This window comes from Ruegeria sp. BJ6 (assembly GCF_056537885.1).
The window spans coordinates 1-21,315 of record NZ_JBQFSG010000014.1; the positions used below are offsets into that span (position 1 = coordinate 1).

The 21,315-nt window shown below is 59.8% G+C and carries 20 protein-coding genes; 11 read left to right on the forward strand and 9 right to left on the reverse strand.

All coding sequences use genetic code 11. The features are described from left to right. The first annotated feature begins 118 nt into the window (after positions 1–118). A complete protein-coding gene (locus ACR0D6_RS20800; protein ID WP_480766944.1) occupies positions 119–1,471 on the forward strand; it encodes an MmgE/PrpD family protein in 1,353 nt (450 codons plus the stop codon). Between the two features lie 120 nt (positions 1,472–1,591). Here the strand turns inward: ACR0D6_RS20800 and ACR0D6_RS20805 are convergent, their stop codons facing one another. Genes ACR0D6_RS20805 through ACR0D6_RS20825 form a run of 5 tightly spaced genes read right to left on the reverse strand, consistent with a single transcriptional unit; the run spans position 1,592 to position 6,203 of the window. Continuing rightward, a complete protein-coding gene (locus tag ACR0D6_RS20805; RefSeq protein WP_480766945.1) occupies positions 1,592–3,751 on the reverse strand; it encodes a hypothetical protein in 2,160 nt (719 codons plus the stop codon). Then, positions 3,748–4,617: a flagellar motor stator protein MotA gene (gene motA, locus ACR0D6_RS20810; protein WP_480452866.1), complete on the reverse strand. Its 870-nt coding sequence runs from the start codon at positions 4,615–4,617 to the stop codon at positions 3,748–3,750. Before motA ends, ACR0D6_RS20805 begins: the two co-directional genes overlap by 4 nt. 42 nt (positions 4,618–4,659) lie before the next feature. After that, positions 4,660–5,253: a MotE family protein gene (locus ACR0D6_RS20815; protein WP_480766946.1), complete on the reverse strand. Its 594-nt coding sequence runs from the start codon at positions 5,251–5,253 to the stop codon at positions 4,660–4,662. Beyond that, entirely contained in the window at positions 5,250–5,690 is a 441-nt protein-coding gene (locus tag ACR0D6_RS20820) for a hypothetical protein (RefSeq protein WP_480766947.1), read from the reverse strand. The genes ACR0D6_RS20815 and ACR0D6_RS20820 overlap by 4 nt, the downstream gene beginning before the upstream one ends. A 9-nt stretch (positions 5,691–5,699) precedes the next feature. Then, positions 5,700–6,203 (reverse strand): flagellar basal body-associated FliL family protein, encoded by a 504-nt coding sequence (locus tag ACR0D6_RS20825; RefSeq protein ID WP_170656343.1) that lies wholly within the window; start codon positions 6,201–6,203, stop codon positions 5,700–5,702. Between the two features lie 118 nt (positions 6,204–6,321). Between ACR0D6_RS20825 and fliF the strand changes: the two genes are divergently transcribed. The 4 genes from fliF to fliP are packed head-to-tail and all read left to right on the forward strand — an operon-like array spanning position 6,322 to position 9,527. Continuing rightward, positions 6,322–7,926: a flagellar basal-body MS-ring/collar protein FliF gene (fliF, locus tag ACR0D6_RS20830; protein WP_480766948.1), complete on the forward strand. Its 1,605-nt coding sequence runs from the start codon at positions 6,322–6,324 to the stop codon at positions 7,924–7,926. After that, complete coding sequence (locus tag ACR0D6_RS20835; RefSeq protein ID WP_480766949.1) at positions 7,926–8,522, forward strand: ABC transporter ATP-binding protein; 597 nt, start codon at positions 7,926–7,928, stop codon at positions 8,520–8,522. Before fliF ends, ACR0D6_RS20835 begins: the two co-directional genes overlap by 1 nt. Continuing rightward, a complete protein-coding gene (locus ACR0D6_RS20840) occupies positions 8,515–8,802 on the forward strand; it encodes a FliM/FliN family flagellar motor switch protein (protein WP_480766950.1) in 288 nt (95 codons plus the stop codon). Before ACR0D6_RS20835 ends, ACR0D6_RS20840 begins: the two co-directional genes overlap by 8 nt. Then, positions 8,802–9,527 carry a flagellar type III secretion system pore protein FliP gene (gene fliP, locus ACR0D6_RS20845; protein WP_480766951.1) on the forward strand — a complete coding sequence of 242 codons (726 nt, stop codon included), beginning with the start codon at positions 8,802–8,804 and terminating at the stop codon, positions 9,525–9,527. The genes ACR0D6_RS20840 and fliP overlap by 1 nt, the downstream gene beginning before the upstream one ends. Before the next feature lie 40 nt (positions 9,528–9,567). On the opposite strand, the gene ACR0D6_RS20850 is transcribed toward fliP, so the two are convergent. Then, positions 9,568–10,914, reverse strand: a complete 1,347-nt coding sequence (locus tag ACR0D6_RS20850) for an aminotransferase class III-fold pyridoxal phosphate-dependent enzyme (RefSeq protein ID WP_480766952.1) — start codon at positions 10,912–10,914, stop codon at positions 9,568–9,570. Continuing rightward, positions 10,911–11,720 carry an IclR family transcriptional regulator gene (locus ACR0D6_RS20855; protein ID WP_480766953.1) on the reverse strand — a complete coding sequence of 270 codons (810 nt, stop codon included), beginning with the start codon at positions 11,718–11,720 and terminating at the stop codon, positions 10,911–10,913. The genes ACR0D6_RS20850 and ACR0D6_RS20855 overlap by 4 nt, the downstream gene beginning before the upstream one ends. Before the next feature lie 116 nt (positions 11,721–11,836). Between ACR0D6_RS20855 and ACR0D6_RS20860 the strand changes: the two genes are divergently transcribed. The 5 genes from ACR0D6_RS20860 (at position 11,837) to ACR0D6_RS20880 (ending at position 17,663) form a co-directional block, all read left to right on the forward strand. After that, positions 11,837–12,781, forward strand: a complete 945-nt coding sequence (locus tag ACR0D6_RS20860) for a tripartite tricarboxylate transporter substrate binding protein (RefSeq protein WP_480732137.1) — start codon at positions 11,837–11,839, stop codon at positions 12,779–12,781. Between the two features lie 65 nt (positions 12,782–12,846). Next, positions 12,847–13,386 (forward strand): tripartite tricarboxylate transporter TctB family protein, encoded by a 540-nt coding sequence (locus ACR0D6_RS20865; protein ID WP_170656327.1) that lies wholly within the window; start codon positions 12,847–12,849, stop codon positions 13,384–13,386. A 12-nt stretch (positions 13,387–13,398) separates the two neighbouring features. Next, entirely contained in the window at positions 13,399–14,916 is a 1,518-nt protein-coding gene (locus ACR0D6_RS20870) for a tripartite tricarboxylate transporter permease (RefSeq protein WP_480766954.1), read from the forward strand. 5 nt (positions 14,917–14,921) lie between these two features. Beyond that, positions 14,922–16,406, forward strand: a complete 1,485-nt coding sequence (locus ACR0D6_RS20875) for an aldehyde dehydrogenase family protein (protein ID WP_480766955.1) — start codon at positions 14,922–14,924, stop codon at positions 16,404–16,406. Between the two features lie 27 nt (positions 16,407–16,433). Further along, a complete protein-coding gene (locus ACR0D6_RS20880; RefSeq protein WP_480766956.1) occupies positions 16,434–17,663 on the forward strand; it encodes a Tm-1-like ATP-binding domain-containing protein in 1,230 nt (409 codons plus the stop codon). Here ACR0D6_RS20880 and ACR0D6_RS20885 read toward each other — a convergent pair. Then, a complete protein-coding gene (locus ACR0D6_RS20885) occupies positions 17,650–19,101 on the reverse strand; it encodes a sensor histidine kinase (RefSeq protein WP_480766957.1) in 1,452 nt (483 codons plus the stop codon). The genes ACR0D6_RS20880 and ACR0D6_RS20885 overlap by 14 nt on opposite strands. Next, positions 19,098–19,835: a response regulator transcription factor gene (locus ACR0D6_RS20890; RefSeq protein WP_170656365.1), complete on the reverse strand. Its 738-nt coding sequence runs from the start codon at positions 19,833–19,835 to the stop codon at positions 19,098–19,100. Before ACR0D6_RS20890 ends, ACR0D6_RS20885 begins: the two co-directional genes overlap by 4 nt. A gap of 217 nt (positions 19,836–20,052) precedes the next feature. Between ACR0D6_RS20890 and ACR0D6_RS20895 the strand changes: the two genes are divergently transcribed. Next, positions 20,053–21,291 carry an ABC transporter substrate-binding protein gene (locus tag ACR0D6_RS20895; RefSeq protein WP_480766958.1) on the forward strand — a complete coding sequence of 413 codons (1,239 nt, stop codon included), beginning with the start codon at positions 20,053–20,055 and terminating at the stop codon, positions 21,289–21,291. Positions 21,292–21,315: the final 24 nt, after the last annotated feature.

The window sequence follows — 21,315 nt, forward strand, 5'->3', positions numbered from 1 at the left end:
AGGTAGAGATCTTTATTCTCGGCAAACCTCACAAGGCCAAAATCCTCGAAAAACCGCCGTTCGACCCAAAAGGCCAAAGATTGCGCGACGTTAAGACATCAGTTCTGGAAGGTGCAAAATGACCGGAACTTTCGAGCGCGTGGCTGACTTTGCCCTTAAGCGCAGGGCGGATGAAATGCCGGAAAGCGCGCGCGAGGCGGCTGCGCTTATGATGCTGGACACCCTCGGCATTCTGATCGCTTCCGGCCCGATGGAGGCCGGGGTGATTGCCCGTGATACCGCCGCACTGCTCTATGCCAGCACCGACCCCGCCTATAGCGCGCGGATGATGTTTGACGGCCGCCAGGTCAGCATGGCGGGCGCGGCTTATGCCGCCGCAACCCAGACCGACAATCTGGACGGGCATGATGGGTACAACCCGACCAAGGGGCATATAGGGGTGGTTGTGATACCGGCCCTTGCCGCACTGGCAGAACATTACCCCGTTTTGTCCGGTCCTGATGCGCTGGCCGCAGTGATCACTGGATACGAAATCGCGGGACGGGCCGGTTTGGCCCTGCACGCCACCGTAAGCGATTACCACACATCCGGTGCCTGGAATGCGCTTGGCGTTGTTGCAATGGCCTCGCGTTTGCGCGGCCATTCACAGGAACAGATGCGGCAGGCCATGGGGATCGCGGAATACCACGGCCCCCGCAGCCAGATGATGCGTGAAATTGCCAACCCCACCATGCTGCATGACGGGTCTGGCTGGGGCGCGATGGTGGGTATGTCCGCCGCCATTCTCGCCGAACGTGGCTTTACCGGAGCACCGGCAATCACCATCGAAGAGGACCGAGCCGCGCCGTTCTGGCAAGATCTGGGACAGTTCTGGCAGATGGAGCATCAATACGTAAAACCCTATCCCATCTGCCGTTGGGCCCATGCCGCGATCGATGGGACCCGCGCGATCATGCTGGATAACAACCTAAGCCATGATCAGGTGCAAAACGTCCGGGTCAGTAGTTTTCATCAGGCCGCGTGCCTGTACCCGGGCATGCCTGGAACGACCTCGCAGGCGCAATATTCGTTGCCCTTCGCCGTTGCCGTCCAGATGGTTTATGGCCGTATTGGCGTTGAAAATATCTCCGGCGCTGGGTTGACCGATCCTATTGTTTCGCAAGTGATCAAGCGGATCGAGGTGGGTGAAAGTGACAAACACAATGCGCGGTTCCCACAGGGACGATGGGCGGATGTTCAGATCTCAACAACGGATGGCCGCGTATTAGAGTCTGGTGACACCCACGCCCGCGGCGGTCCCGAGGCGCCCCTAAGCCAGAGCGAAGTCGTAGAAAAATACATGGAGTTCGCAGCCCCCGCCATCGGAGAACGGCGTGCATCCGCCATTCGCGACGCCGTATTCGGCCTTACAAGGCCGGACAGCGCGTTTTCCGATCTGGCCGATCTGTTTTATGACGCGCCCAGTGCCTGAAGTGTTACACAAACCCCGAATAGGGGACGTATAGCACCCTTGGAATTGCTGCATTCATGCCGCATGGCCAATCGTCAGACAACAGACAGCGACGCGATTGAGCGCCTTGATCTGGTCACATCAGGAAAGGGCGTCAAGCATGTTTGCAATGACCTCTCTGGCCTGGCTGCTGTCCCGGAGGATGTCTGTGGAACTCGACAACGGGGTTTCGGGTTGCCACTCTACGGTATTGGACAGATCGTCGGTCATTGCAGCGATTGATCCGAATTTCCCGACATTCTTCCGATCTGTATCGGGTACTGCCCCCGCAAGCCACCAGTAACGCTCTGCATCTTCCGATGCGTCCAGAACGTCCAGCAATTCAGCCGCCGCAGCAAAGTCTCCTGCTTGCGCTAAGGCTCTCGCGCGGAGGCGCAGGGAAGAAACGGACTCGTTTTCGGCAATTTCAAGCAAAGCCTGATGGGGCCTGCGTGACAACAATGCCGCCTTGGCCCGAATCTCTGCCCGGGCCGCGCGCATGGCCCTGTCCTGCGGTCGGTCTGAAAACGCAATCGCCCTTGCGGCGAACCCCAGAGAGACAAGGCGATCTGAAATTGCCGTGGCGGTTTCAACTGACAACGTATTCAGATCACCGCTGGTCATGTTGACTCCGTAGCGCAGAAAAGCGATGTCATCCGACCGTTCCACCAGTAGCATCATGGTTTGATCATGCGTCCTGTTCCAATCCGGTTCAGGCATATCCGGGCGGATTTTGCCAAGCTGCAATACGGCCTCATCAAATTCTTGATGTAGCGCCAGTGCCAGTACATGGCTCATTCTTACCGCAGGGCCGATTTCCGAGCGTCGGAATTGCAGGGCATATGCTGAGATCAGATCAAGCTCGGTCGCGGAAACCGCACCGCGTTCTGTCAGCCGTTTTTTGATCAACCTGACCATTGCAAGCGGAGCCTCGATCTCTGCTGCAGGTTCTGCAATGACTTCTAGCAGGATCGATTCTTCTTGTGCCGGGTTGCCTTCGATGGCGGCAATCCCTGCCTTGGCCAACCGGTATTCCGGTTCATTGTCGTCCTCGATCCGATCGACAGAGCGCAAAACCCGCCTCGCCGCTTCAGGCTTGTTTGCATCAAGCAGAATATCCGACAAGACACTTCCGTATTGGCGTCGCAGATGATTCGGCAGCCGCGCGAACGCTCTTTCGATTTCGCCGCTGTCGATGCCTTTTTTAAGGCTCCGGTCGGTCAATACGGCCCAAAGCGCGGCATCCCCAACGCATCCCTGCAAGCCAGAGAAAGGATTGTCGCGCTGTTGAGGGCCATTTTCCGCTGCCCGTGCGATTGCCTGAATACGCGCGACGTCACTGGTCGGATCATCAATCAGCGCAACAAGCTGACCCGCCTCGAAGCCAAAGCCGAAATAGGCGTAGAGCTTTGCAAGCCTGATGGCGTTGTCTTCGTTCAGCCGATCGAATTCCTGATATAAACCGCTGCGCAAATTCGCCACCTGATCGGAAAAAGACCCCTCGCCTCCCCAGCTTTCGAAGTTGAGTTCGTGATTGGTAATGCAGTTCTGCTCAGACCCTAATAAGGGAATTTCTATATCTGGGCGCCCAAATCTTTCATCATAGACTGAGCTGATCGACATATTGAAAGGCACGGGATCGGTTAAAAGGTTCGGGGCTGGTTCGAGCGTTGACGTACGTCTTGGCCCGACTGCGGCAAGCTTGAGGTCGATGGCCTGCCTGTCGGCCCCCTGCAGAAACCGGGACATCAATCGATGTTCAATACGTTGTCCCGAAAGCTCATGCAGGGGAGGCAGGATATCCTGTCCGGGTATCCATTCGATCTGGTTCGTATCTAAGTTAGGGGTCGGGGTTTGTCCCAGGTCGGACTGGGCATGCTCGGGTAATTCGGTGATCTCGGGTTCGCCGGTGGATATGTCGACCACGATCATCGTGTCATCATGAAGAAAAGCCCGGGCTACGCACGCACAGCCAAATTCCATTTCCAGACCACCACCGGGCCGTTTTTGGCCGAGCGACAACAGGCGCCCATCTGACAGACGCTGGAAAACGCCCTGGGTCGCAAATGTTACGTCCGTTATGTTCACGGACAAGGTCGCACCCTGTGCATGGGTAGCAAGCGACCAACCGGTTCCACCGGGCACCCTTATTACAAGGCGAGTAAAAGACCCGTGCTCACCCGACCGGACGGTGAGTTCCTTGGCCGCCAATGGCCCAACAACCGAAACCCACACGACAAACGCAAGCAATACCCGGATCATGCTGCCGCCTGCTTCAACCCCTTGAGCGCATCCTCAAGTTCGGAGAATTTGGGCCGATTGTGCGACGGGGTGTTCTGACGACCAACCTCGATGCACATGGCAGGGTTGTGATTGTGAAGGTTGGCAACCAAGACCTCTTTGATCAGTTGATAGAAGTGGCTGTCCTCTTCAACGACGGCCTTCAGCTTGCCCGCAAATGGCCCCACCAGCCCGTAGGCCAGAAAGACACCCAGAAATGTTCCAACCAACGCGCCACCGATCAGCTTTCCCAGAATCTCGGGCGGCTGATCAATGGAGCCCATCGTTTTGATGACCCCCAAAACCGCCGCAACAATCCCCAGCGCAGGCAAACCGTCCGCCATTGTTTGCAGCGCATGACTGGAATGCATGGCGTGATGGAAATTGGCCTCCATGCGCTTTTCAAGCACTTCCTCGACCTGATGCGGGTCATCATAGTTCATCGAGGCTGATCGCATCGTGTCACAAATCAGATCAACCACCTCACGGTCAGACTGAATTCTGGGATAGTCGGAAAACAGGCTGGAGTTGTCAGGGTCTTCGATATGCTGCTCTACCTCGACCGGGTTGGCGCGGGCGATCCGGATCAGGGAAAACAGCAGACACAGCAGATCCCGATAGTCGTCAGGCTTCCATTTCGGGCCTTTGAAAACTTTTCCAACGTCTTTGAGCGTATGTTTGATACCGCCTATGTCGTTGCTGATCAGAAAGGCACCGACAGCAGCGCCGCCGATCATCATAATCTCGTACGGCAAAGATTTCATAATGATGGTCATCTTGCCACCGGCAGCCAGATATCCGCCGAAAACCATGGCGAAGATGACGACAATCCCGACAATACCGATCATGTTCTCTCTCCAGCGAAGTGTATGTTCGTGTTCCCGGTCATGCTAGTTTCTGGGGGCCGAGGCATTGCGCCCGGCAAGCACGACACTGATGGTGTAAGCTGCCTGCGGGCTGAGCCCGGCCATGACGCCAGCCGCCGCGTCGGGCGGCATGCGGGCAAGAAACCCGGCGGCGAAAACCGGATCCATTTCCTCGAAAAGGGCGGCGGCGTCCTTGGGCTTCATGTTCTGATAGACATCCGTCAGACGGGCCAGGTCGTCTTCGGCCGCCTCGTCTGCCAGTGCGAGTGTCGCGCGCAGCGACTCTTCGGCGTGTTTCAGGGCAGCGAGCCGGGTTTCAATGGCCTTGTCCGCGATTTGCAGTGCTTTTTCACGGTCCTGAAAATCCGCTTCGCGCCGTTTCAGCGCATCTTCACGACGCAACAGCTCCTGCAACAGAACCTGCATATCCTCGGCGGGTGTTTTCATCCGGGCGGGGTCGGGCCTGTTTTCCGGCTGCGCCTCCAACTCGCGGGCCAGCGCCGGGCCAGCCTCTAATCCCAGACGAATTACGGCAGAGCCGATCATCAGAACGGATATCAGGAACAAAACGCCGCCTCGCGGTCTTGATCCATCCCCGGTCGGGCGTTTCCGGATCATTGATTTGCCTCGACCTGCTCGCGCTCATGCCGGAAAAACATCAACCCGCCCGGTGTGGCCCGAGGATGAGAGTCTGCGCCCGATTCGCCGTTGTTGTCTGGTCCCGGTTTCGCCGTTTCAGGGTCTACGGAGGGTGTTTCCAGCGGATCATCGGGAATCACGTCATGCATCGACGCCATCATCAGCTCCAGCCGTTGCGCGACTGATTCTCCTCTTTTCGTCAGCTCCTCCAGCGCCACCCCCGACCGGTCCGCTGCTGTTCGGGCCGACTCCAGAGATTTCCTGAGTTCTTCGACCTGAGACGACAAAACGGCCACCGCACCGCCGACACCCTGTTCCAGATTGGTGAACCGTTTCAGGCGCCGCGCCAGAACAAAGCAGTAAAGGCCCGCCCCAAACGCGCCCGCAGCAAGAAGAATATCCGCGATCAGCTCCACCTTCGCCTCCTAGTTCAGTACAAATTCCATCACCAGCACATCGCGCACGCGGCCTTCGCCCATGACGATGTTGATGCGCCGCAGCAGGTGGCCGCGCATCCGCGCCAGTGCCAGCGGGTCTTGCAGGTCCGTAACCTCGATGGCCCTCAGGTATCCGTTGAGCACATCCATGATTCGGGGCCGCATCTTTTCGACATCGGCGGCGTATTCGGGGTTTGCCTCCAGCTGGGCGTGAAACTTGAGATGCCTTGAATTGCCCGCGTTCAGGGACACGATCACCGGAGGCAGATCCACGAACACCACATCAGGCAGACCCTTCGCCCCGGATTTTCCCATATTCTCGCCACCCTTGGCCTCCTGCGCCCCGACGTCCCCGCCGATGGGTAAAAAGCCTGCATTGGTCAGGGCGAATCCGCCGGCAGCCCCGGCCACGGCCAGTACCACGCCTATGATCAGCCCTTTTTTTCCCGGTTTTCCGGTGGGAGCAGCCTCATCAGCTGTCGCGTCGGTCATGGCACCCTCATCTGTCTGTTCGGGTCAGTCATAACCCCGCAGGGACTAACCGATTGTTAAGGGCAATCGTTCAAACAGAGGACGCGCCGCACAGAAAGTCGGCGGGACGGAGGTGAACGTGCAGCAGATCGGAACGGTCTGGACCGGCTTGAACAGACGCAAACAGATAATTGTTGTTGCAGCAGTGATTGTTGTCTTTCTGAGTGTTCTGGCCATGTCGCGGCTTGCGGTCAGGCCCTCGATGACCCTGCTCTATTCCGGTTTGGACAGCGGTGCGGCCGGTGACGTCGTGGGTGCGCTCGACCAGCGCGGCATACGGTATGAAGTGCGCGGGGGGGCTATCTACGTTCCAGATTCGCAACGGGATGAATTGCGACTAACGCTGGCCAGCGAAGGATTGCCCGCAAATGGCAGCGGTGGCTACGAACTGCTCGAATCGCTCAATGGTTTCGGCACTACTTCGCAGATGTTCGATGCCGCCTATTGGCGTGCGAAAGAAGGCGAACTGGCACGCACGATTGTCGGCAGTCCCCATGTCAATCAGGCGCGGGTTCACATCGCGACCGGGTCGAACAACCCGTTCCGGCGCGAGGTTGAACCGACGGCGTCGGTCTATCTCGTGGCGTCCGGCGCACAGGTTACGCCGGCGCAAGCCAAAGCCGTCCGGTTTCTGGTCGCCTCTGCCGTCAGCGGGCTGACCCCGGAAAACGTTGCGGTGATCGATTCCGGTGGCAATGTAATCGGATTGCAGGAAATCGCATCCTCGGCAGATGCCGCCAATGATCGGGCGCAGCAGATCCGCGAACGGGTGATGCGCCTGATTGAGGCGCGCGTTGGCCCCGGCAACGCGGTGGTTGAGGTGAGCGTGGATACGGTGACAGAAACCGAGTCGATTCGCGAGCGGCGCATCGACCCAAACGGTCGGGTCGCGATCAGTACCGATGTTGAGGAAAGTTCGGACAATTCCAGAAACCGCTCGCAGGAAGTCACCGTGGCGTCGAACCTGCCGGACGGCGACGGGGCGGGTGGCGGTGAATCCAACTCGACCACCAGTCAAACACGCGAGCGTGTGAACTATGAGGTGTCGGAGACCGAGCTGGAGGTCCACCGCGCGCCTGGCGCCATTAAGCGGCTGACCGTGGCCGTTCTGGTGGGGGGGACGCGGGTCATTGACCCTTCCGGGACCGAGGTATTCGAGCCTATGCCGCAGCAGGAGCTTGACGCATTGGGCGAACTGGTCGCGTCTGCCGTCGGATTCGATGCCGAACGGGGGGACAAGATAACCCTGAAGTCACTTGATCTCCCCGCTTTCGAGCCGCAGGGAACTCTGGCTGCCGCTTCGATCTGGCAAAAGGTGCATCTTGACGCGATGTCTCTGATCCAGATGGCAGTGTTGGCTTTTGTCTCGTTGCTTTTGGGGCTGTTCGTCATCCGCCCGATCCTGACCGGGGTACCCGGATCGCCGCCCCTACTTGCATCCGGTACGGAGGACAAAGGCCGGGATGCCGACAGGCTGGCACTGACCGGGGAAATCTCTGACGATACCTCTGCCGAGGTTGCTTCCCTGCCATCCGCTACCGACGACCGGCCCGCTGTGCCCGCGCTTGCCGGAAACCGGAGTGACGATGCTGTTGACCGGTTGAGGAGCATGATTGGCGACAAGCAGGAAGAGACCGTCGAAATTCTGCGCAGCTGGCTTGAAGAAAGCGAAGAGAGAGCCTGATGCCCATTTCCCACTTGCTCGAGGACTTTTCGGCACAGGCCAATACCGATGCCGTGCATTTGCTGGCGGATGAGGCGCTTGAGGAATTGCGGCTGGAGGCATTCGAGCGTGGATACGGCGCCGGATGGGAAGATGCCACTGCCACACAGGAAAAAAACCGTGCCGTCTTTACCGAGGAACTGTCGAAATCCATCGCGGATGCCTCTTTCACTTATCACGAAGCCCTGGCGCGAATGTCCCGATCTTTGGAGCCGATGTTTCTGAGTCTAATTCAGGCAGTTTTGCCCGAAACGCTGGAGCGTGGTCTTGTTCAGCGCATATCGGATCAATTGTCTGAAATGGCCCGCGAACAGGTGGCGCAGCCGGTTTCCCTTTGTGTGCCCATCGGTTTTGCGGACGAGATCCGGCCGCTACTGACGCACGATTTGCCCATGCCGGTCACAGTGACCGAAAGTGAGGCGCTGTCGTGGGGGCAGGCGCGATTGCAGGTTGGCATAGCCGAACGCGAGGTGGACTGCTCGGCCCTTCTGGGGTCAATCGGGCAAGCGTTTGACGCATATATTTTCGAAGCAAAAAAGGCGTTGGCAAATGAATGATGCAGTGAACCGGAAGATGGAAAAACCCGGCCCCTTCGACGCGGTCCCGATCGAGGTCACGGTGTCCGTGGGCCGCGCTCGACCGCTGATCCGCGATCTTCTGAATCTGGGGGAAAACGCGGTTCTGCCTCTGGACAAGCGGATCGAAGACCCGGTGGACCTCTATGTCGGTGACCAGCTCGTCGCGCGCGGCCTTCTGGAGGAGCTTGGGGGCGACCAGCCCGGACAGCTTGCCGTGCGGTTGACCGAAATCTCGGATCTGCAAAACGGAATCGGGTGATGCGAACCCTTTTCTGGGTGGCGGTGCTGCTGTTTCTGCCCTCCGTTGCCTTCGCGCAGGATATGACGCTTTCACTGGGCGAGGGCGGGTCTCTGTCGGCCAGAACGATTCAGCTGATCCTGCTGATCACCGTTCTGAGTCTCGCGCCCGGCTTGGCGATCATGATTACCTGTTTTCCCTTTTTAGTGACTGTTCTTGCTATTTTGCGGCAGGGGATCGGGTTGCAGCAGTCGCCACCAAACATGCTGATCGTCAGCCTGGCGCTGTTTCTGACCTATTTCATCATGGAACCCGTATTTTCCGAGGCCTGGACGACGGGCATCAGGCCCCTGATGGATGAAACGCTGGAGATTGAGCCGGCGCTGGAACGCGCCATGGTCCCGTTCCGGGCCTTCATGGCGGCGCGTCTTGATCCCGATACCTTTTATTCGATGGCGGCCCTGCGTCCCGGAGGCGACGCCATGGAACTGTCTCCGGACGCTCCGTTTTCGGTTCTGGTGCCGTCTTTCATGCTGTCGGAAATCGCGCGCGCCTTTCAGATCGGTTTTCTAATCTTTCTGCCGTTTCTGATCATCGACCTTGTGGTGGCCGCCGTTCTGATGTCGATGGGGATGATGATGGTGCCACCGGCCACGGTTTCATTACCGTTCAAGCTGGCCTTTTTCGTCATCGCGGACGGATGGGCGCTGATTGCCGGGGCGCTGGTGCGCAGCTATGTGCCGTGATGCGCCGCAACTCTTATCGCGGCGCAGCGGGGTCGAGGAATTAAAGCGCGGAAAAACCCGCATCCAGCGCCGCCAGAATGTCCTGCACATCGGTTTCCGTCAGAACCAGCGGAGGCGACATGATCAGGTTTGGCCCGGATACACGAACCATCACGCCATTCTGATAGGCCACATCCTGCACTTTGACGGGGGTTGGTTTGTCGATCGGGGCCTTGGTGGCCCGGTCGCTGACCATTTCGATGGCGGTCATCAATCCATGCCCGCCGCGCACGTCACCGATGATGTTGTGCTTGTCCATCAGTGCCTTGCACCCCTCAAACAACTGCGCCCCGCGCGCAGCCGCATTTTCGACCACGTTCAGTCGTTCCGTTTCGGCCAGGCAGGCCAATGCCGCCGCGGCACCGACCGGGTGACCTGAATAGGTATAGCCATGGCCGATGGCGGCACCGGCATTGCCTTCGAAGGCCTCGATCATCCGGTCGCCGATCATTACCGCACCGAATGGGAAATAGCCGTTGGTGATGGCCTTGGCCGTGCACATCATATCCGGCTGCACCCCCCAAAGACGCGCGCCCGACCATGCGCCGGTGCGGCCATAGGCGGTGATGACCTCATCCGAGATCAGCAGAATGCCGTGCCGGTCACAGATCTCGCGCACCATCGGCATAAAGCTTTCATGCGGAGGAATGACGCCGCCTGCACCCAGAATCGGCTCCATGATGAATGCGGCGATGGTGGACGCCCCCTGAAACGCAATTTCGTCCTCAAGCGCGGCGGCGCACAACTGTGCCAGCTTTGCCGGATCGGTTTCGTTGAACGGATTGCGATAGGTGTAAGGCGCTGGAATGTGATAGCAGCCCGGCATCAGCGGTTCATAGGCTGTTCGGAAATTTGCGTTTCCGTTCACACTGGCCCCGCCGAAATGGGTGCCGTGATACCCTTTCTTCAGGCTCATGAACTTGACGCGCCCGGGCTCGCCCCTCAGTTTGTGATACTGCCGCGCAAGCCGCAGCGAGGTTTCCACGCTGTCCGACCCGCCCGAGGTGAAAAAGGCCCGGCTCAGCCCGTCAGGTGCAAAAAACCGCGCCAGTTCATAGGAAAGCTCGATCACCGCGTCATTCGACGTGCCCCGGAAGGTCGAGTAGTAGGGCAATTGGTCCAGTTGCCCGGAAATCGCCTGTTTCACCGGGTCGCAGGAATAGCCCAGATTGACGTTCCACAGCCCGCCAACGGCATCGATGGCCTCGTGCCCGTCAATGTCGCGGATGCGAACGCCCTGACCGCCGGTGATGATCTTGGGCGGGTTCACCCGGCTGTCTTCCGGAGACGTCATCGGATGCCACAGGTGGCGCGCGTTGTTTTCCCTTAAAAAGTTTGAATCCTTCATGGCGCAGGTTCCTTGATGGGTAATGAGGCGAGGGTTTCCGTCCACAGGGCATCCACTGCCGCAGGAACGATGCCGCCCCAGTTTCTGGTGATTTGGCGGCCAGCTTTGATCAGGCTGGCGCGATTGATGGCTTCCTGTTCCGGCGTCATGCGGGTCGAGACGCTGGCCACCGCAACTGCTCCGGCCAGCAGACCGGACTGATCGAAAACCGGAACGGCCATGCCGTGAACCCCGGCTTCGTATCCGCTGCTGGAAACGCTGATCCCTGTTTCCCGCGCTTCGGCGACAGAACGGTCCAGATCCTCAGCGGTCGTGGGCGTGAAGTCGGTGAACCGGCTCATATCGGCAAGTGCCGCCTTGCGCAGTTCGGCCCCACCGTAGGCAAGTGCCGTGATCCCCGATGCGGTGGCATGAAGCGGCAGGATGGTTACGTCGATCACTACGCGGGTGCTGTGCTTTGCCGATTCGTGCACGGCCAGAGAATGCAGTGTTGTGCCGGACAGAACCGAGGCATGGGCGCTTTCGCCGGTACGCTCTGCCAGCTCTGCCAGCGGTTGCAGCACGCCATCTTTTCGCGGCACGGTGGCCTCGCGCAGCTCTGCCAGACGCAGAACTGCCGGGCCGATCCGATAGGCCTTGTTGGTGGGATTTTTCTCAACCAATCCAACGGATTCAAGAGCTGTCAGGTAACGATAGGTCGTGGCCTTGTCATGACGCGACAGGCGGCGGAATTCGGACAGTCCGATCTCGGGACGCAGAGGGGAAAAATGGCCCAGCAGCCCGATTGCCTTTTCGATTACCGACATCGCCTTCTGTCGCCCTCCATGTGGTCCTTTCAAAAAAGATTGACAGAAGAAACTTCACAACGCAATATATTTTTCGAACCATCGGTTTAAATAATGAACCACTTAGGGAGGAAGGCATGAAGAAACTGGGATTCGCATTGGGTTCCGCCGCGCTGGCGGCAATGGCAATGGCCACGGGGGCGGCCGCTGAATATCCGGAAAAACCGGTCGAGTTCGTGGTTCCGTGGCCACCGGGCGATCTTGAGGATGTCCTGACCCGGATGATCGCCGAGGATTTTCAGGCCAAATATGGTGTGGCCGCAGCCGTAGTGAACAAACCCGGCGGCGGTGGTGGCCCCTTCCCGGGCGCGGTCGAAGTCGCGAATGCCCCGGCTGATGGTTACACCGTCGGGTCGTTCATCATCGCTGTTCCGACAGTCGGCCCTCAGATCGGTATTCCCGAGCTGAACCCGGACCCGTTCGAGCCTTTGGGGAACTTCCTGACCTATCCGTTTGTCATCGCTACATCAGGCGACGCACCCTATGACGACATGGCCGGTTTGGCAGAATACGCCAAGGAAAATGATGTGGCTCTGGGTCACTTTGGTGCGCCGCTTGTGCCTACCCGTGTCACGCTCGCGCTGGCCGAGGAAATGGGGTTCAACTATGCCTCTGACGCGCCGTTTGACGCGCTGGACTGTAATACGCTGGCATCGGGCGATGTGGACGTGATCAACACCACGCTACAGCTGATCCTGCCCTGTCTGGACGACGTCAAAGTGCTGGCCTCGATCGGGGCCGAGCGAATCTCTCTGACGCCGGATGCGCCCACTGTGGCCGAACTGGCCCCGGACCTGAATGTCTCGCTATGGAATGGTCTGTTCGTGCACAAGGACACCCCGCAGGAGGCGCGCGACAAGATCATCGAAGTGGCGAAAGAAACGGTTCTGTCGGATCGCGCACAGCAGATCGCGGCAGAGACCGGGGCGCTGATCTATTGGCAGGATGCCGATGCGGTCAAAACCCAGATCAGCAACGATATCGAAACTCTGGGTCATATCGGCGAGATGCTGGGTAACTGATCCGCGATACCTGCCCGGGCGCCCGGTACGGGCGCCCCTTTCCATTTGCCGAAAGGCCATCTGACATGTCACGCGTCAAGACATTACAGGCTCTGTTCAAGCGATACAGGCGTCCGGGCGACATCGTGTTCGCCTGGGTCTTTCTGGCCTTTGCCCTGTTCCTGCTGTTCCACCTGACCTCGCAGACCCAATTCAAGCCGGGCGGCAAGTTCTTTGCCCAGCCGCGATTCTGGCCAGCGGTTGCCTTGTTCGGCATGGCCGTCTTTGCGGCGCTGCACCTGATCGGTTCTGCCTTGTCGGAACGGATCGAGGGGCGCTGGCAAGAGGTCTGGTTATGGATCAGGTCGGTGGAATACGCAGGTTGGTTCATCGCCTATGCCGCTGTGGTTCCGATCATCGGCTATCTGCCTGCCACGGTTCTGGCTGCACTGCTGCTGACGGTCCGGGCCGGTTACGGCAATCGTATGATACTCACCGCGGCATTCGTGTCGGCCATCGCCATTGTCGTGCTGTTCAAAAGCTTTCTGCAGGTCAAGCTGCCCGCCGGGCAGGTCTATGAATACCTGCCCGATGGTTTGCGGCAGATCATGCTGACCTATTTCTGACGGGGACCTGTCATGGAAAACCTTCTTGCCGGTGTCGAACTGCTTGCCCGTTGGGATGTGGGTCTGGCCCTGCTGATCGGCTCTGTTGGTGGTGTGATCATCGGTGCCATTCCCGGCGTCGGCCCTGCTGTCGCCATCGCCATCCTGCTGCCCGCCACTTTTTCGCTGGAACCTATTGTGGGCCTGACCATGCTGTTGGGCATCTATGGCTCGTCCATGTATGGCGGAGCGCTACCGGCGGTTCTGATCAACACGCCCGGCACTGCGGTCAACGCGCTGACCTCGTATGACGGCTATCCCATGACCAAAAAGGGTCAGGCGCTCAGGGCGGTTTCGCTTGCCTATTTCGCGTCCTTCTGGGGCGGATTGTTCGGCATTATATGCCTGATCCTGCTGTCACCGGTTCTGGCCATCATCGCGCCGATGTTCGGCAGTCGAGAGATTTTTCTGGCCGCCCTGCTTGGGATCATCCTCGTCATCCTTGCCCACCGGGGCCAGATATTTGCCGCCGGAATGCTGGCGATGTTCGGCATCTTCCTGCAGACCATCGGGCTGGATGCCGTCACCTATACCAAACGCTTTACCTTCGACATGACCTGGCTCAGTTCGGGGGTGAACCTGATCGTGGTTGTTCTGGGCCTCTTTGCGCTCAGCCAGGCGTTCATGCTGCTGACCAGCCCGGATGAAAGGCCGCATCCGCAGCCGGTCACGGGCCGTCCCATTCTCGGGCTTAGGGAGTTGTTCCGTCACAAACGCGTCGCCACCGCCGCGTCCGGGTTTGGCGTGATGATGGGCATGATCCCCGGCGTCGGTGAGTTCACCGCGCAATTCATGAGCTATACCTATGCGCAGCGCACCTCGAAAAACCCTGATCAGTTCGGCAAAGGCTCGCCCGAGGGTCTGATCGCCTCTGAGGCCGCGAACAACGCGGTACCAGCCGCCGCCATGGTTCCTCTGCTGGCGCTGGGCATTCCGGGCGAGGCTCTGACCGCGATGATGTTGTCGGTTTTCTACGTTCACAACGTCATTCCCGGTCCGCAACTGTTCCAGAACAACATTGATCTGGTCTATGCGCTCTACGTTGCGCTGATCGTTCTGAACGTCATCGTCATTGCATTCCTGATGGTGTCGACCAACCTGCTGACCCGGATCATCCAGATCCCGACGCGTTTTCTGGGCGTGCTGATCCTGATCCTGTCTTTTGTCGGGGTCTACTCTCTGCGGAACTCGTTGACCGATTGCATGATGGCCGCCGGGTTCGGGGTACTGGGACTGATCCTCAAACGTTTGAACCTGCCCATCGTGCCGATCATTCTTGGCATGGTTCTGGGTGGCATCATGGAGGTCAAGCTGCGTTCGGCCATGGCGCGCGTGAAGACCCCGTTCGACATGATCGACCGCCCGCTGGCATTCATCATCTTTCTCACCATCCTGCTGGTCATCGCCCTGCACATTCGCACCCTGATCAAGGAACATCGCGCGCGCGAGCCCGAGGCCGATCACGACCTGCACGACACTCAACAAAGGTAAACCCGATGGATCAGCAACGCATTGATCTCCTCCGCTCCGAACCTGTCGCGGCGCAGCAGCATCTGATTGACGGGGCAAGCGCGCCCGCATCGGATGGCGGCGTGCTGAAGGTTCTGTCGCCGATCGACGGTCAGCCTCTGACTACGATCGCGCGCGGCACCGCCGCTGATGTGGACCGTGCCGTTGCGGCAGCGCGCGCCGCATTCGCGGACCGGCGCTGGGCGGGTCAGCCGCCTGCCGCCCGCAAAAAGGTCCTTCTGAAATGGGCCGAACTGATCGAAGCCGAGGCGCTGTCCCTCGCCGTGCTTGGTGTTCGCGACAACGGGACCGAGATCAACATGGCCTTGAAGGCAGAGCCCCTCTCGGCGGCGGGTACCTTGCGCTATTATGCCGAAGCCATCGACAAGGTGTATGGCGAAATCGCCCCGACCGCCTCGGATGTTCTGGGCCTTGTGCACAAGGAACCCGTCGGCGTGGTTGGTGCCATCCTGCCATGGAATTTCCCGCTGATGATCGGGGCGTGGAAGCTGGGTCCTGCGCTGGCGGCGGGTAATTCGGTGGTGCTGAAGCCCGCTGAAACCGCCTCGCTTTCCCTGATCCGCATGGCCGAACTGGCGCTTGAGGCCGGCTTACCGCCCGGTGTCCTGAACGTCGTAACCGGCGAAGGCGCGGTGGTGGGCGAGGCGATGGGCCTTTCCATGGGAATTGACGTACTTGTTTTTACCGGCTCCGGTCCCGTGGGGCGCAAGCTGCTTGAATATTCGGCGCGATCCAATCTGAAACGGGTCTATCTGGAACTGGGGGGCAAGTCGCCCAACATCGTCTTTGCCGATGCGCCAGATCTGAATGAGGCAGCAAAAGTTGCCGCAATGGGCATCTTTCGCAATTCCGGTCAGGTCTGCGTGGCGGGTTCGCGCCTGCTGGTCGAACGTTCCCTTCACGACGATTTTGTTGCGGCCGTAAGCAAACATGCCGAGGCCCTGCGCGTCGGTGACCCGCTGCATCTGAGCAGCGACATCGGCGCGGTCAATTCTGACCGCCAGCTTGCCCAGAACCTGCAATTCGTCGAAACCGCCATTGCCGAGGGCGGCATTCTCACCACCGGTGGCACCCGCATTCTGTCGGAAACCGGTGGTTATTATATGTCCCCGACGGTCGTCACCAATGTCGAGGTCAACGCAACGCTGGCGCAGAAAGAGGTGTTCGGGCCGGTTCTGGCCGTCACCTCCTTTGCGGATGAAGACGAGGCCATCCGGATTGCCAACAGCACCGACTACGGGCTGGCGGGGGGTGTCTGGACATCCAGCCTGTCGCGCACGCACCGGATGATCCGCGCGGTAAAAACCGGGGTGGTTCACGTCAACACCTATGGCGGCGCGGACGGCACTGTGCCTCTGGGCGGGGTCGGTCAGTCCGGCAACGGACATGACAAATCCCTGCACGCGCTGGATAAATACCTCGACCTGAAAACCGCCTGGATCAAACTGTAACAGCCAATCCCTAAGTCGGAGCATGACATGGACAAGACAATTCTGGTGATCGGCACCTATGACACCAAGGATGACGAGCTGAACTTTCTGACTGATGCGATCCGGGGGCAGGGCGGCAATGTTTTGACCATGGATGTCAGCGTGCTGGGTGATCCGACCGCACCGACAGATTATTCCAAACATGACGTGGCCGAGGCGGGCGGCAGCTCGATTCAGGCGGCCATCGACAGCGGCGACGAAAACCATGCCATGCAGATCATGGCGCAGGGGGCCGCCCAGCTGACCGCGCGCCTCTATGGCGAAGGCCGTTTTGACGGCATGATCGTTCTGGGTGGCACCATGGGCACCGATCTGGCGTTGGATGTCTGTTCGGCGCTGCCCATTGGCGTTCCGAAATACATCGTCTCAACCGTGTCATTCTCGCCCCTCATCCCGTCGGATCGGCTGGCGGCGGATGTGCAGATGATCCTCTGGGCCGGTGGGCTTTATGGTCTGAATTCGGTCTGCAAGGCATCGCTCAGCCAAGCTGCCGGGGCCGTTCTGGGCGCCGCGCGCGCCGTACAGCCGCCGGACCGGACCAGACCGCTGATCGGGATGACATCGCTGGGCAAATCAGCGTTGAAATACATGGTCACGCTCAAGCCTGCGCTTGAAGAGCGCGGGTTCGAAGTTGCTGTCTTTCACGCGACAGGCATGGGCGGGCGGGCCTTTGAAAGTCTGGCGTCGCAAGGGGCCTTTGCCTGCGTGTTCGATTTCTGCACGCAGGAACTGGGCAACCACATTCATGGCTCGAACATCTCTGCCGGACCCGATCGCCTGACAAATGCGGGGCGACAAGGCACGCCGCAGCTGGTTGCGCCGGGGTGCTATGATCTTGTGGATATCGTTGGCTGGCAGGCGGTGCCGCAGAAATGGGACAACCATCTTCAGCACGCGCACAATCGCCTGCTGACCTCGATCGTTTTGGATCAGGAGGAACGCAAGGCCGTAGCCCGCGCTCATTGCGAACAGCTGGCGCAGGCCACCGGTCCAACGGCTCTGCTGTTGCCCAAAGGCGGCTGCGGTGAGTGGGACCGCCCCGGCGCGGACCTGCACGACCAACAGGGGCTGTCGGCCTTCATGGATGAAATCACGGCAAACTGCCCGGGCAATGCCACGCTTGTCGAACTTGACGCCCATATCAACGATGCGGAGTTCGCGGACAAGGCGCTGGAAATCTTTGACCGCTGGCGGGCCGAAGGCATCATTGCCGCGTGATGTGAAGGCAGGCGCGCAGGCCCTGCTGGCCTGCCTCGAATGTCAGTGACCCGCCATGCTGTTCAGCCACGGTGGCAGCGATGGTCAGGCCCAGCCCGAACCCGTTGGACGATCCGGTGTTCGATCCCCGGCGAAACGGGGCCATCAGCGACTCGATATCCGCAACGGACAGATCGGCGCCCTTGTCCTCGATGATGATCGTGGCGGTGCGGGCGTCTGTCTCAAGCTCGACCTCGGCATGCCGCCCGTATTTCAGCGCGTTGTCGATCAGGTTTGTCAGCGCACGCTTCAGAGAGATCGGTCGCGCCGTCACAAGGACCCGCCGCGTTTCAGGCAAAGCCCCGTGCCCCCGCCGGGACATGAAGACCGAGGGCGCGCCTTCGATAGCCACGGGTGCGGCCTGTTTCAGTGTCACCGGTCGCCCGGTATCCTGATAATCCGCGACCAGCGACTCGACCAGAGAGGCCAACGAAATCTGACGCGGCTCTTCGACGCTCAGCTCCGAACGGGTGTATGTCAAGACGCTTTCGATCATGCCGGTCATCTGGTCCACATCCGCCTCAAGCTTTTCGCGCAGCTCGTCATCGGAAATCAGTGCCGCGCGCAGACGGACCCGTGTTGCCGGGGTGCCCAGATCGTGACTGACCCCCGACAGCACGATAGCGCGTTTCTCCAATTGCTCGCGCTCGGCTTCGAGATGGGCGTTCACCGCTTCGACGATATCACGCAGTTCGAACGGGCCGTCCGCGTCATAGCTTTCCGGCCCGCCACTGCGTCGGCGGCCCCGCAACGTCCGGGCAAACTGCGAAAACGTGTCCGTCACGTTCACCACCGATGACAGGATGACCGCCAGCCCAACAGCGGCAAGCAAAATTGCCGGAACACGCATGTCGGTGGGCGCGGCCTGGCACCCCCAGATCCCCCGTCCGTCGATCTGCTGCCATGTTCCGCGTCCGAACCGTGCAATCAGGATCGGCTCGCTGCAATAGGTGGCCAGCAATCGGGTCAGGTTTCCCATCTTTTCCGGCGCCGTCTGATCCGTCCCCGAGGTGATACCCGAAACCGGGTAAACCAGCTGATCCGACATAACCGCCAGATGCAGCACCCGGCTGCTGAGCGGCGCGGAACTGTCCGTCAAAATGGACAGGTGCGTCACAAAGCTAAGGTTTGTCAGGTCGGGAAGTTGCTCGAACTCGCCCGCCTCGGCCAGCGTGGCGGCCTCGGTGGAAAGCGGTGATATCCGTAGCGGGGCAGGTGGTGTATTGCCGGTGCGCAACGCTTCATACACGGCAAATCCCGCCACATAGGATCGCGTCAGATAGCTTTCCCACGCACGCGCCGAGGCGAACCACAGCCAAGCCGAGGCTAGGCCGATAGCAAAGCCGGCCAGGGTCCAGAGCCACCCAAGGCTGCGCAACCGTAAACCGCGCGCGATCATTCGTCCTGTTCCACGGAAACATCCGCGGCAAAGATATAACCGACACCACGTTCGGTGCGCAGCAGTTGCGGTTCCTTCGGGTTGGCCTCGATCTTTGATCGCAACCGCCCCACCAGCATGTCGATCGCCCGACCCTGCGCATCGCCCTTGTCGCCTTCACCCGTCACGTCCAGAGCAGCGGCAATCTCGTCGCGCGTCAGGGGAATGTGGGGGTTGGCCAGCAGAACTTTCAACAACGCGGTTTCGCGCTGTGACAGGGCGACCAGATATCCGTCGGGTGAATGCACCTCATCCCGCTTGCCATCATACATCCATCCGGCAAACCGGAAGGTCCGGGTCCGGCGGCGATAGGCCAGCGATGACGAGCGGCGCGCACGTTGCAGGACCGCCCGTACCCGCGCCAGCAACAACTGGGGATTGAACGGCTTGGCGATATAGTCGTCGGCCCCAACCTCGTATCCGGCCATGCGCTGATGATCCGCGGACAGGGCCGAGACAAAGATGATCGGCACATCCTGTTCGCGCCGCAACCGTGCGCAGATCTCGACGCCGTTCTCATCGCCCAGCATGACGTCCAGCAGGATCAGATCTATGCGTCCGGACTTCAGATGTGTCTGCACATCCGCTTCAGACGCGGCGGGCAGGGCAGCGAACCCGTTCTGCTGAAAGAACTGGGTCAGCATCGAACGCATGTCGGGATCGTCATCGACAACCAGCAGCCGTGGAATGGACACTTACCTTGCCTCCCCAATTCCATTCTGCCGCCGATGCTTTGTAACGAACGGCAACAAATTCAAGGTCAACGTAACACGCTGTAACAAAAGCGGTGAAAATTTCCATCCCAGTCCGCACAGACCGGATTTTCTGCGTTGTCAGACTGGTTTCTTGGCCCAGAATGGCGGGCATCGCTGCGCCATAGCAGCCTTTGTTGTATTTGGGAGGATACCAAAAATGAAACGCCTTGCGTTTGCCACCGTTTCCACGATGGCCGTTGCGTCAGCCGCCTTTGCCGAGCCGCAGGCAGAGGTTCTGCACTGGTGGACCTCGGGCGGCGAGGCCAAGTCGGTCGCCGTGCTGCAGGAAGAATTCGCGTCGAACGGCGGTACCTGGACAGACATGCCGGTTGCCGGTGGTGGCGGCGATGCGGCCATGACCGCCTTGCGCGCCCGCGTCCTTGCCGGAAACGCACCGACCGCAGTTCAGTTGAAAGGCCCGGCCATTCAGGAATGGTACGAAGAGGGCGTTCTGGCCGACATCTCGAATGTGGCCGAGGCCGAAGGCTGGGCCGATGTTCTGCCCGCTTCGATCGCGGGTCATATGAAATGCGAAGGCACGTGGTGCGCGGCACCGGTGAATGTGCACCGCGTGGATTGGATCTGGGCCAATGCGGACGTACTGGCCGCCAACGACATCGAAATGCCGACCACATGGGAAGAGTTCAACGCCGCAGCTGAAAAGCTGCAGGCCGCAGGTGTGATCCCGTTGGCCCATGGCGGTCAGGCATGGCAGGACGCCACCGTGTTCGAAACCGTTGTGCTGGGCATTGGCGGGCCGGAGTTCTTCCAGAAAGCGCTGGTTGATCTGGACCCCGAGGCGCTGACTTCGGACACCATGGTTCAGGCATTCGATCAGATGCGCACCCTGCGTGGGTATGTCGATGAGAACTTCTCGGGCCGTGACTGGAACCTTGCCACCGCCATGGTGATGAACGGTGAGGCCGCATTCCAGATCATGGGCGACTGGGCCAAGGGTGAATTTCTGGCGGCTGGCAAGAAGCCCGGTGAAGATTTCTTGTGCGCCTCGACCCCCGGCGACGGCTATCTGTACAACGTCGACAGCTTTGCCATGTTCGAGGTTGAAGGCGACGACAAACGCTCGGGTCAGGAGCTTCTGGCCAAACTGATCGTGGCTCCGAACTTCCAGAAGGTGTTCAACCTGAACAAAGGTTCGATCCCCGCGCGGACCGACGTGGCGCTGGATGACTTTGACGTCTGCGCCACCCTGTCGGCAGAAGACATGGGCTCGACCTCGGCTGGCGGTTCGCTGCTGCCGTCCTATGCCCATGGTATGGCGCTGCGCGGGTCGCAGGCCGGTGCGATCACCGATGTTGTGACCGCGCATTTCAACTCGGACATGTCCTCGGCTGACGCAGTTCAGCAACTGGCGGACGCGGTGGCAAACAGCTACTGATCCAATACGCTCTGCCCCCTATAG